General features: G+C 68.6%; 8 protein-coding genes. 6 read left to right on the forward strand and 2 right to left on the reverse strand.

Annotated elements, in window-relative coordinates; all coding sequences use genetic code 11:
* Nucleotides 1-24 precede the first annotated feature (24 nt).
* The 3 genes from F0357_RS06750 to F0357_RS06760 all read left to right on the forward strand — a co-directional run bounded on the left by F0357_RS06750 (nt 25) and on the right by F0357_RS06760 (nt 6645).
* Complete coding sequence (locus tag F0357_RS06750; RefSeq protein WP_153479647.1) at nt 25-1296, forward strand: glycosyltransferase; 1272 nt, start codon at nt 25-27, stop codon at nt 1294-1296.
* Nucleotides 1297-1356: 60 nt separating this feature from the next.
* Nucleotides 1357-4812 (forward strand): bifunctional cytochrome P450/NADPH--P450 reductase, encoded by a 3456-nt coding sequence (locus tag F0357_RS06755; RefSeq protein ID WP_153479648.1) that lies wholly within the window; start codon nt 1357-1359, stop codon nt 4810-4812.
* Between the two features lie 591 nt (nt 4813-5403).
* On the forward strand, nt 5404-6645 hold the full coding sequence (locus F0357_RS06760) for an aromatic ring-hydroxylating oxygenase subunit alpha (protein WP_153479649.1): 1242 nt from the start codon (nt 5404-5406) through the stop codon (nt 6643-6645).
* Nucleotides 6646-7013: 368 nt separating this feature from the next.
* Here the strand turns inward: F0357_RS06760 and F0357_RS06765 are convergent, their stop codons facing one another.
* Complete coding sequence (locus F0357_RS06765; RefSeq protein ID WP_153479650.1) at nt 7014-8441, reverse strand: aminotransferase; 1428 nt, start codon at nt 8439-8441, stop codon at nt 7014-7016.
* Nucleotides 8442-8609: 168 nt separating this feature from the next.
* On the opposite strand from F0357_RS06765, the gene F0357_RS06770 reads away from it, so the two are divergent.
* Genes F0357_RS06770 through F0357_RS06780 form a run of 3 tightly spaced genes read left to right on the forward strand, consistent with a single transcriptional unit; the run spans nt 8610 to nt 11498 of the window.
* Nucleotides 8610-9578: an ABC transporter permease gene (locus F0357_RS06770; RefSeq protein WP_153479651.1), complete on the forward strand. Its 969-nt coding sequence runs from the start codon at nt 8610-8612 to the stop codon at nt 9576-9578.
* A gap of 16 nt (nt 9579-9594) precedes the next feature.
* The gene (locus F0357_RS06775) at nt 9595-10401 is read left to right on the forward strand and encodes an ABC transporter permease (protein ID WP_153486352.1); all 807 of its coding nucleotides are present in this window, start codon (nt 9595-9597) and stop codon (nt 10399-10401) included.
* An 8-nt stretch (nt 10402-10409) separates the two neighbouring features.
* On the forward strand, nt 10410-11498 hold the full coding sequence (locus tag F0357_RS06780; protein WP_153486355.1) for an ABC transporter ATP-binding protein: 1089 nt from the start codon (nt 10410-10412) through the stop codon (nt 11496-11498).
* Here F0357_RS06780 and F0357_RS06785 read toward each other — a convergent pair.
* Nucleotides 11447-11746 carry a hypothetical protein gene (locus F0357_RS06785; RefSeq protein WP_153479652.1) on the reverse strand — a complete coding sequence of 100 codons (300 nt, stop codon included), beginning with the start codon at nt 11744-11746 and terminating at the stop codon, nt 11447-11449. The genes F0357_RS06780 and F0357_RS06785 overlap by 52 nt on opposite strands.
* Between the last annotated feature and the right edge of the window lie 4 nt (nt 11747-11750).

Consider the following 11750-nt stretch of genomic DNA (forward strand, 5'->3'; position numbering starts at 1 on the left):
CCGCCCTCAGAGAGACCAACGCCCATGCGCATCGTATTCGCCACCCTCGGCTCCCTCGGCGACCTCCATCCGATGCTGGCGCTCGCGAAGGCGAGCCGTGAGCGCGGCCACCATCCGGTGATCGCCGCGCCGGAGACCCACGGCGACTACGTCATCTCGCACGGATTCGAGTTTCATCCGATCCGCCCCGATTTCAGCGCGGACACCCTGATCTTCCTCTTCACCGACCCCCGCCACGGGGGCGAGCGCCTGATGCGCGAGGTGATTTTCGCCAACGCCCGCGAGACCTATACCGATCTCCTCGAAGCGACCCGTGGCGCGGATTTCCTCGTCGTTGGCGAACTCGTCTATGTCGGTCAGTTGGTGGCCCGCACGCTCGGCATTCCGTGGGCGAACGCGATGCTGTCGCCGGAGACGATGTTCTCGGCCTACGATCCGAGCATCATGCCCGCGAGGCCGGAGGTATTTCCCCTGCGCCGGCTCGGCGCGTGGACCCACAAAGCCATCTACGCGCTGGCGCGGCGGCGGACGCAGCGGTGGGAGACGCCGGTCGAGGAGCTGCAACGGGAGCTCGGCGATCCGAACCCGAAGGAGCTCGTGTTCGGCGCCAAGTTCTCGCCCCACCTCGTCCTCGTCCTGTTTCCCGCCTTCATCGCCGCCCCGCAGCCGGATTGGCCGAAGGCCGCGGTACAGACGGGCTTTCCGTTCTTCCACCAGCCGCACGAGTCCGACACCGCCGAGCGGATCGCCGCGTTCGTCGCCGCGGGCGATCCGCCGATCGTCTTCACACTCGGCTCCACCGCCGTCTATCTCGCCAACGATTTCTATGACTTGGCCGCCACGGCGGCGCGCAAGCTCGGCCGCAGGGCGATCCTTCTCAAGGGCAAGAACAAGCTGACCGTCCCGCCCGGCGAGGATATTCTCAGCCTCGATTATGCCCCCCATGAGCTCGTGTTCCCCCATGCCTGCGTGATCGCCCACCATGGCGGGATCGGCGGCTGCGCGGAGGTGCTGCGATCCGGCGTGCCGGGCCTCGTCGTTCCGTTCGGAGCGGATCAGCCGGACAATGCCCTGCGCCTGACCGAGCGCGGCGTCGCTCTGACGCTGGCCCGCGGCCGCATCAGCGAAGCCGGCTTGGTCGAAAAGCTCGGGGCGATCCTGGATGATCCGCAGATGGCGGCCCGTGCCCGTGCCGTCGCGAAGGGGATCCGGCCCGAAGAAGACATGCGGCATTCCATCGAAGCCATCGAACGGGTGACCTCCGCTTCTGCGGCGGAGGGCCCGCGCCGCACCTGAACTCCCGCTCCGCTCCTCCGACGTCACTCGCGAGGATCTTCGTTCTTGGGGACCCCATCCATGTCAGAGACCGCCGCTCCCTCCATGAAGACCGTGGAACTCCTCCTGCCGACCGGTTCCGTGCGGGCCGGCTGGTTCCCCGGCGCGTCGCGAGAGGCGGTGGTCGCCGCCCTGAAGCAGGCCGCGCGCCTCGAGGCGGACGCGGAGCCCCATTTCGAAACGGAGGACGGCATCGCAGTCGCCGTGGATGACAGCCTACCTGGCGGCATTCGCCTGCGGCTCGCGGCGGGTCAATCGCCCGCGGCTGGGGCGAGCGAGATCATCCCCGTGCCGGGGCCGAGGAGCTACCCGTTCGTCGGCAATCTGCCGGAATTCCGCCGCGCCGACGGCATGATGGCCTCGATCGCCCATATGCATGCGGAATTCGGCGATCTCGTCGCCTTCAAGGCGCCGGGCGCCGTGATCTATTTCTGTTCCGACGCAGAAATGGTCTCGGAAGTGCGGAACAATCCCGACATCTTCGCGAAGATCATCTCCGGTCGCAACGGCCTCGCCACGCTGTCGCGCGAGGGCGCGGGCAACGGTCTCTTCACCTCGAGCGACAACGACCCGATCTGGCACCAGGCCCATCGCATTCTGTCGCCCGCGTTCGGGGCATCGGCGCTCAAGAACTATTACGGCCGCATTCTCGCCGTCTCGGACGACCTGCTCGCGTACCTCGACGCGCTGGAGCCCGGCCAGAGCTTCCTCGCCACCGACCTCATGACGCGCATGACGTTCGAGGCGATCTCCTATGCAGCGTTCAACAAGCGCTACGGCAGCATCGGCGCCGCCGAACTGCCCCCCTTCGTGGCCGCGATGAACGTGGTGCTGAGCGATGCCATGGCGGCGCAGAGCCGCGTGCTGCCGGAAATCTTCTATCGGGAGGCTCACCGCGAGCGCGACGCCGCCAACCAGGTGTTGATGGAAGAGGTCGATGCGATCGTGCGCGACCGCCGCGCCGCGATGGAACGGGGCGAGCCGGTGCCGACCGACCTGCTCCAGATCATGCTGACGACGCCCGACCGCATCACCGGGCTCAAGCTGCCCGACAGCAACATCCGCAATCAGCTCATCACCTTCCTGATCGCCGGCCACGAGACGACCAGCGGCCTTCTGAGCTACACCCTTTACCACCTCTGGAAGAACCCGCAGGTGATGGAGAAGCTGATCGCCGAGGCCGATGCCGTGCTCGGCCGCGATTATTCCTACCGGCCGACCTACGAGGATTGCGCCAAGCTCGATTATGCCCAGCGCGTGCTCAAGGAAGCCCTGCGCCTGACGCCGACCGCGCCTATGATCATGCGCCAGGTGATGCGCGACACCACGATCGGCGGCCGCTACCAGCTCAAGGCGGGCCACAAGATCGGCCTCTCCCTGCAGGTGCTTCACCGCCACCCGCATTATTGGGGCGAAAACGCCGACAGCTTCGATCCGGATCGCTTCCTCCCCGAGGCCGAGGCGGCGCGCCATCCGGACGCCTACCATCCGTTCGGCATGGGCATGCGCGCCTGCATCGGGTTCCAGTTCGCGCTGCTCGAAGCGAAGATGGTCCTTGCCCGCTTCGCCCAGCGTTTCGTGGCCAAGCCGCTCGATCCGAAATATGTGCTGCGCGAGAAGCAGACCCTGACGATCAAGCCCGATCATCTCGACATGGTCGTCGAGCGCCGCCCGGAGACGAAGGGGCGCTTCCCGGCGAAGACGGCGCCGTCCGCCGTCGCGGCCCCCGTCGCTGTCGAAGCCGGCCCGGGGGGCGGCCCGGGCCGCCCGATGCTCGTGCTCTACGGCTCCAATATGGGGAGCTGCCGCGACATCGCCGTGGCTCTGACGCAGCAGGCGGGCCAGCGCGGCTATGCGCCGGTACTCCGGGCGCTCGACGAGCAAGCCGGCCAGCCCTGCCCCACCGACGGCCCGGTCGTCATCGTCACCTCGACCTATAACGGCACGCCGCCCGACAACGCCGCCGCCTTCGCCAAGGCGATCGCCGACGCGCCTGCCGACACCTACCACGGCGTCCGCTATGCCGTGCTCGGTTGCGGCAACCGCCAATGGCACCAGACCTTCCAGAAGTTCCCCAAGGAGATCGATACGCGCCTTCAGGCGCTCGGTGGCGAACCCATCGTCGAGATCGGCGTGGCGGATGCAGACGGCGACTTCGAAGGCGCCGTCGAGGCATGGACGCAAGCGTTCTGGAGCGCCGTCGGCACCGGCTCATCGGCGGCGCCGGCCGCCGAGGTCGACGACCTCGCCCCGACCGTCCGCGTCGACAACGCCAATCTGGCGGGACCTGCGGCGCACACCTTTGCCGACCGCACGAGGCTCGAGCAGGACTCCTTTCTGGCCCCCGTCACGGTGAACCGCGAACTGCAGGCAGCGGGTTCGTCCGCCTCGACCCATCATCTCGAGATCACGCTCCCGGCGGGGATCGGCTACAAGGCCGGCGACCATCTCGGCGTGTTTCCCCACAATGCGGCCGATGTCGTCGCCGCCGTCGCCGAGCGCTGCCGGCTTGATCTGTCGGCGACCGTCGTGCTCTCCCCGGCGGGGGCGGCCGCATCCGAGGATCAGGGCCTGCCGTTCGGCGTGCCCGTGGCGGTCGGCGATCTTCTCGCGAATTATGTCGATCTCACCGGCCCGGTGACGCGCCGAGACCTGCGCGCCTGGGCGAAGACCGCCGATTGCCCGCCGGACAAGGCGCGCCTCCAGGCCTGGCTCGCCGACGTCCCCGGCCTCGTCGGCGGCCGCAAGCCGCGCCTGACCGACCTCCTCGCCGAGGTGCCCTCGGTCCGGCTCGACCTCGCGACCCTGCTCTCGGTGCGGCCGACGCTGAAGCCGCGCTATTATTCGATCTCCTCGTCGCCCCTTTTGTCGCCCGAGCACTGCTCGATCACGGTCGGCGTGCAGCACTTCAAGGGCGCCGACGGGGTCGATCGCAAGGGCCTCTGCAGTTCCTACCTCGCCGACACCGCGGAAGGCGCGACCCTGCGCGTCGTCGTCAAGGACACCGGCAGCACCTTCCGCCTGCCCGAGGATCCTCTCGCCCCGATCATCCTGGTCGGCCCCGGCACCGGCCTCGCGCCGCTGCGCGGATTTCTGCAGGAGCGCCATGCTTTGCGCGCCCGCGGCATCGCGGTCGGCCGTAGCCTGCTCTTCTTCGGCTGCCGCAGCGAGGCCGACTATCTCTATCGCGAGGAGCTCGAAGGCTACGAGAAGGAGGGCACCCTCTCCCTGCTCGCGGTCGGCTTCTCCCGGCTGCCCGACCAGCCGAAGACCTACGTGCAGGATCTGATCCGCGCCCAGGCCCCGCTCGTCGCGGAGACGCTCGCGGCCGGCGCCTCGGTGTTCGTCTGCGGCAACGCCCGCGGCATGGCCCCCGACGTCCGCAAGGCCTTCACCGACATCGTCGGCGGCGACGCCGCGATCGCCCGCCTCGACGCCGACGGGCGCTATCACCAGGACGTCTGGGCCAACGCCTGACGACAGCCGCGCCGGCCCTCGCGGCCGGCGCGGCCTCTCATCGGCGCATCGCGACCACTCGATGCACGGCCAAGCGATCTGGTGACTCGAACGGCCGGCCGAAACATGAGTGCCGTTCGATATCAGAGCTATAGAGCCCCTCATCCGCCGGTCATGTGCTTCTCGCTCATGCCGCCGACGAAGACTGTGCCCCACGTGGACGGACCACGCGGGCCTACCGCGCGTACCCACCCTCTCCGCCGTCATTGCCGGCCTTGTGCCGGCAACCCAGGGGCGGCACGCTCGGAGCTCGCGGCCCCTGGGTCCCCGGGTCAAGCCCGGGGAGGACGTCGGAGAGGGCGTGAACCGCCACCTCATCGAGTCGTTACCAACACGCAGAAGCTCCGGTGCGCCCCCGCGCCCCGATAGGCCGCCAGGCGGGCGACTCTCACCGCGGGTCTCCAGGCAAGCGACCCGTCACCGCACCACCCGAGCAGCAGCACCGCAGCGGCACCAATGCCTTATACGGCACCATCCCAAACCGTTGCCTTCAAATAAGAAAGGTGCCAAACTTGAATGTACGTTCAGCAAATAATTGACCGGAGGGAAGCGATGAACGAGTTCGTTCGCCCCGCGGCGCCGCCGGCGGGTTGGGATCGGCGCGGGCTGCCCGGCTGGACCTATCACAGCCCCGCTTTGCTCGAGCTCGAGAAGGAGCACCTGTTCCGCCGCCATTGGCAGATCGCCTGCCATGTCAGCGACATCGACAAGCCCGGCGCCTATCTCACCCTCGACATCGTCGGCGAGCGGGCGCTCGTGCTGCGCGGTCAGGACGGCGTGATCCGCGCCTTCCACAACATCTGCCGCCACCGCGGCTCGCGCCTCGTCGCGGACGAGACCGGCACCTGCCGCAACGCCCTCGTCTGCCCGTTCCACGGCTGGGTCTACAATCTCGACGGCACCCTGCGCGGCCCGGCGCGGCCGGATACGTTCCCGCCGCTCGACAAGGTCGCCTACGGTCTGACGCCGATCGAATGCGAGGTCTTCCTCGGCTTCGTGTTCATCCGCTTCGAGCCGGGGCCGCAGCGCAGCGTCGCCGAGACGCTGGCTGTCTATGCCCCCGAACTCGCGCACTACCGCACGGAGGACCTCGTGCCGACCGCGGGCGTCTGGACGCAGCTCTCCCCGGTCAATTGGAAATCGGTGCGCGACGTCGACAACGAAGGCTACCACGTCGCGATGGCTCATCCCGCGCTCCAGGACCTCTACGGGGCGACCTATTTCGACACGCCGTTCGTCAACGGCGTCTGCCGCTCGTTCGCGACCTTCAATCCCCATGCCGGACGGCGCTGGAGCGTGCGCCATTATGTGAAGCTCTCGACGCCCGCCGTGCCGCTGCCCGCGCCGCTCGACAAAGCGTGGATCTATTATGGGATGTTTCCCAACGGCGTCCTCGCCGTCACGCCCGAAGCGGTGCAGTTCTACCAGGAGTTCCCGCTCTCGACCGGCGAGACGCTGCTGCGCGGCGCGGTCTACCGCTATCCGGACGAGGACCGCCGCCGCCGGCTCGCCCGTTATCTCGCCGTCCGCATCGACCGCGACACCCAGGCCGAGGACGTCCAACTGACGATCTGGTCGAATGAGGCGATGAATTCGAAGGCGTTCGCGAGCTTCTTCCTGTCCGACCTCGAATATGGCGTGCGCACCCACCACGACCATATCCGCGCGCTGTTGCCCGTCGTCACCCTCGACGAGCCGCCGGCGGAACGCGACATGGCGGCCGTCAACGCGACCCTCGCCGCGGGCGCGAGCGCCGGGGCGGCCGAGGCAGCGGTGACCACGCCGGCGGAATGAGGGCGAGGGTGGCGCATGCCCCTAACCCTTCGCTCTCCGCCCCTGGGTCCCCGCCACAAGGGCGGGGATGACGACGGAGGGGTCGAGGTTCCCAGCCCTCTTGCGCCCGTGGCGCCCCATGACGCGGCCTCGCCACGCCTATGAATATCAGCCTTGCCGCTGTTCCTTCTCCCCGTAAGCGGGGAGAAGGTGGGCCGATAGGCCCGGATGAGGGGCCTTCGCAGGTACCGGCGGCCAAACAAAAAGCGCATATATAATAAGGGAATAGACCCCTCATCCACCCCTTCGGGGCACCTTCTCCCCGGAGGGGAGAAGGGCACGGCGAGCGCTTCGGGAGCGAGCTCTGGGACCCTCCCCGATCCCGCCCCCTATCCGCGGCCCCAGAGGCCTTCGCGGGCGAGTTCGTCCTGGGTGATGCGGATGGCGCGGCGCAGGATGTCGGCCATGCGGTCGATCTCCGGCCGCTCGATGATGAGCGGCGGGCTCATGACGCACATGTTGATGAGCGGACGCACCAGGAGCCCGAGCTCCTGGCAATGGCGGTCGATGCGCTTGCCGACCTCGAGGTCGAGCGCCAGCGGGTTGTTGCTGACGGGATCGGCGACACATTCGATGCACGCCATCAGGCCGCGGCCGCGCACCTCGCCGACCAAGGGCAGGTCCTCGAGAGATTTCAGCGCCGCCTGGAAGTGCGGCGCCATCGCCCGGGCGTGGGCGAGCAGGCCGCCTTCGAGCAGATCGAGATTCTTCAGCGCCACGGCGCAGCCGATCGGATGGCTCGAATAGGTGAGTCCGTGAGCGAACACCGCGTCCGGATGGTTGGAGCGGCGCAGATCCTCGAACAGGCGGTCGGCGATCATCACGCCACCGAGCGGAAAATAGCCCGAGGTGACCCCCTTCGCGAAGGTGATCATGTCCGGCTTCAGGCCGAGCGAGGCGGATGCGAACACCTCGCCGAGGCGGCCGAACGCCGTCACCACCTCGTCGGCGATGAACAGGATGTCGTGGTCGGCGCAGACCTGCGCCATCGCCGGCAGATAGCCGTCCGGCGGCACGATCACACCGCCCGACGCCAGGATGGGCTCGGCGACGAAGGCGCCGATGCGCTCGGCGCCGACGCGGGCGATCAGGGTCTCGAACTCCTCGACGAGGAAGCGGGTGAAATCCGCCGCCGCGACACCCGCCGGCCGGCGGAACGGGTTCGGACACGAGAGCTTCACGACGAGGTCGGTCGCGCTGTCCATCCAGTCCTGGTCGCGCGGCCGCCCGTTGAGCGAGGCGGAGAGATAGGACGCGCCGTGATAGGCGCCTTCGCGGGAGACGATCAGCTTCTTGTCCGGTCGGCCGAGCACGTTGTTGCGGAACTGCATGAAGCGCAGCGCGGTCTCGACCGCCGAGGAGCCGCCGGTCGTGAAGAAGACGTGGTCGAGCCCCTCCGGCGCATGGCCGGCGAGGCGGACCGCGAGGTCGGCCGAGGCGTCGTTGGTGGTGTACCAGGGCGAGTTGTAGGAGAGCTCCATCGCCTGGGTCGCCATCGCATCGACGAGCTCCGTCCGGCGGTGCCCGGCGTTCACGCACCACATGCCGGCGGGGCCGTCGATCAGGCGGCGGCCGAGATGATCGGTGACGTAGAGCCCGTCGCCTGCCAGAATGCGGCCACGGGCTTCCGCGCCGATCGAGCCCGCGACCGGCCAGGGCTGGACGAGGTGGTCGCGCGCCAGCGCGTCGCGGGGATCCGCCGCCTCGGCCGCCTGATCGCGTCCGGTTGCGGAAATGTCGATCGCCTTCGCCGCCATGAGGGCCCTCCGCGCCACTCGGACCGCCGCACGAAGGCTCGCGCGGCGGCGCCGATTTTGAATGTCCGTTCAGCAAATATCGCAGAATGAGTACTTGATCTCAATGCCATTTTGCGCATTCCATTGGTTCCAAGAAAGGCGCGCTGAAGTGCCTTCGGGGAACATGCGATGGGATCAGCGTTCACGGAGGCCCAGCCGGAGCGCGCGGGCACCGGGCGATCGGCCGCCGATCGACCTCCGAAGGCGCGCGCCGCGCCGGATGCAGCCGCCCGCGGCGGCCGCGCGCTGACGAGCCGGAGCGCCGGGCTCCTCTTGATCTCGCCGGCCTTCCTCTACGCGATCGCCCTGCTCGCGCTGCCGATCCTGATCGTGCTGCTCTACAGCGTGTGGCGGCAGGATTATCTGACGATCGAGCGGACCTTCACCCTCGACAATTATGCAGCGGCGCTAACTGATCCCATCTATCGCGACCTGCTCGCCCGCTCCTTGTGGATCTCGCTCGCGACGAGCGCGCTCACCGTCGCCTTCTCCTATCCGGTCGCCTGGTTCATCCACGCCCACGGCGGCGCGCGCAAGAACCTGCTGTTGTTCCTCGTCACCATCCCCTGCTGGACGAGCTACCTGCTGCGCGTCATGGCCTGGAAGGTCATCCTCGGCTACAAGGGCGTGCTCAACACCGCCCTGATCGGGGCCGGCCTCGTCGATCAGCCGCTGACCTCGCTCCTCTACAACACCAATTCGGTGCTGATCGCCCTCGTCCATTCCTGGGCGGCGTTCGCCATCATTCCGATCTTCGTCTCGCTCGAGAAGATCGACCGCTCCCTGCTCGAGGCGGCCCGCGATCTCGGCGACGGGGCTTTGCGCAGCTTCCTGCGCGTGACGCTGCCGCTCTCGATGCCGGGCGTCATCTCCGCCTTCCTGATCGTGATGATCCCGACCGTCGGCGACTACGTCACGCCGAAGCTCGTCGGCGGCAAGGACGGTATGATGATCGCCACGGCGATCGAGGCGCAGTTCGGCAAGGGCAACAATTGGCCCCTCGGCGCCGCGCTCTCCGTCACCACGATGGTCACCGTCTCCTTGAGCGCGGCCCTCGTGGTGTTCGTGATGAAGCAGGCGGCGCGGCGGCTGCGGTGACAGGGAGGCTCCGGTGATGCGCACCCGCTCGGGATGGCTGTCGGGCTACGTCGCCCTCTATTTCGTGTTCCTCTACGCGCCGATCCTGGTGATCCCGGTGTTCTCGCTGAACAACGCGGCCGCACCCGCACTGCCGCTCGCCGGGTTCACCACCAAGTGGTACGCCATGGCGGCCGAGAACGCCGAGATGTTCCACGCCGCCCGCAACAGCGTCGCGGTCGGGCTGTCGGTGGCCCTGCTGACCACCCTCCTCGCGGTTCCGGCGGCGCGCGCGCTGACCCGCCACCGCTTTCCCGGTCGCAGCCTCGCCTCCGGCCTCATCATGTCGCCCTTGTTCCTGCCGGAGATCATCGTCGCGGTGTCGCTGTTGACGATCGTGCTCGGGGCGGGCCTGTCCGCCTCGCTCATCGCGGTCGCGCTCGGGCAGACGGTGTTCTGCCTGCCCTATGCGATGTCGGTGCTGACCGCCGGCTTCCTCAATCTCGACCCGTCTCTGGAGGAGGCCTCGCGCGATCTCGGCGAGACGGCGGCCGGCACCTTCCGCCGCGTCATCCTGCCCGTCGTCGCGCCGGCGATCCTGTCGAGCCTGCTCGTCTCCTTCACGATCTCGCTCGACGAGTTCATCCTCGCCTTCTTCCTGTCGGGCGCGGAACCGACGCTGCCCGTCTACATCTTCGGCCAATTGCGCTTCGCCGCGCGCCTGCCCTCGGTGCTCGCGCTCGGCTCCATCATCCTCGTCGTGTCCGTCGTCCTGCTCGTCGCCGCGGAAGCGATCCGCCGGCGCGCGGAACGCCGTCTCGGTGCCGCGGGAGCCCCGTCATGACCTCCGAAATGATCGAGATCCGCAACGTCAACAAGACGTTCGGCACCTATCAGGCGCTCGCCGACATCTCGCTCGACGTCCACGCCGGCGAGTTCTTCTCGCTGCTCGGGCCGTCGGGCTGCGGCAAGACCACGCTGTTGCGCTCGATCGCCGGCTTCGAACATCCGACGTCCGGTTCGATCGCGATCGACGGGCGCGACGTGACGGGCGTGCCGCCGAACCTGCGGCCGGTCAACATGGTGTTCCAGAACTACGCGATCTTCCCGCACCTCGACGTGTTCGACAACGTCGCCTATGGGCTCAAGAAGCTCAGGCTCGGCGCCGACGAAGAGAAAAGGCGCGTCAACGCGGCCCTCGAACAGGTCCGCCTCGGGCCGCTCGGCCGGCGCAAGGCGCACGAACTGTCGGGCGGCCAGCGCCAGCGCGTCGCCCTCGCCCGCGCGCTGGTGCTGCGGCCGAAGGTGCTCCTCCTCGACGAGCCGCTCTCCGCCCTCGACAAGAAGCTCCGCGAGGAGATGCAGGTGGAGCTGCGCCAGCTCCAGCAGGCGGTCGGCATCACCTTCGTGCTCGTCACCCACGACCAGTACGAGGCGCTGGCCCTCTCCGACCGCATCGCCGTCATGTTCGGCGGGCGCATCGCCCAGATCGCGACGCCGAAGGAGATCTACCAGCGCCCTCTCACCCGCGCGGTTGCGACCTTCCTCGGCGGCGTGAACTGCCTCGCGGCCGAGATCGTCGCCGACGAGCCGGCGCATCTGACCGTGGCGAGCGGCGCGTTCGGCCGGCTCCGGCTCGCCAAGCCGGATGGATTCCGCACCCCCGCCGGACCGGCGACGATCGGCCTGCGCCCGGAGCGGCTGCGCATCCTGTGGCCGGGCGAGGACAGCCCCCATGCGCTCACGGCGACCGTGGTGAGCCGGGTCTATTATGGCGAGGTCACCCACCTCGAGGTCACGGCCGCAGGCGTGCCCGGCGCGCTCACCCTCATCGAGAAGAACGGCCTCGGGGCGGACGATCTGCCGGTCGGGGCCGATATCCGCCTCGGCTACGATCCCGGCGCGATGGTGCTGCTCTCCGACGAGCCGCGACCAGCCTGAGCCCGCCGGCGCTCGACCTCCTCGATCCAGCGCGCGCCGATCCGGTAGGCGCGCAGCGCGTCGAGCGGGTCTTCGTCGTCGAGCCGCGAGCAGATGCGGTAGATCTCGAGCACCTCCGCCTCCATCGCGCCGGCGAGGTGGAAGCGCATCGCCGCCGCATAGCGGGCGCGGCCGGACCACGGCTCCCCGGCCGGGATCAGGATCTGCCGCCAGTGCTCGCGATCGTCTTCACCGAACGTCTCGCCCATAGCC

Source organism: Segnochrobactrum spirostomi, assembly GCF_009600605.1.
In the GTDB taxonomy this organism is placed as follows: Bacteria; Pseudomonadota; Alphaproteobacteria; order Rhizobiales; family Segnochrobactraceae; genus Segnochrobactrum; species Segnochrobactrum spirostomi.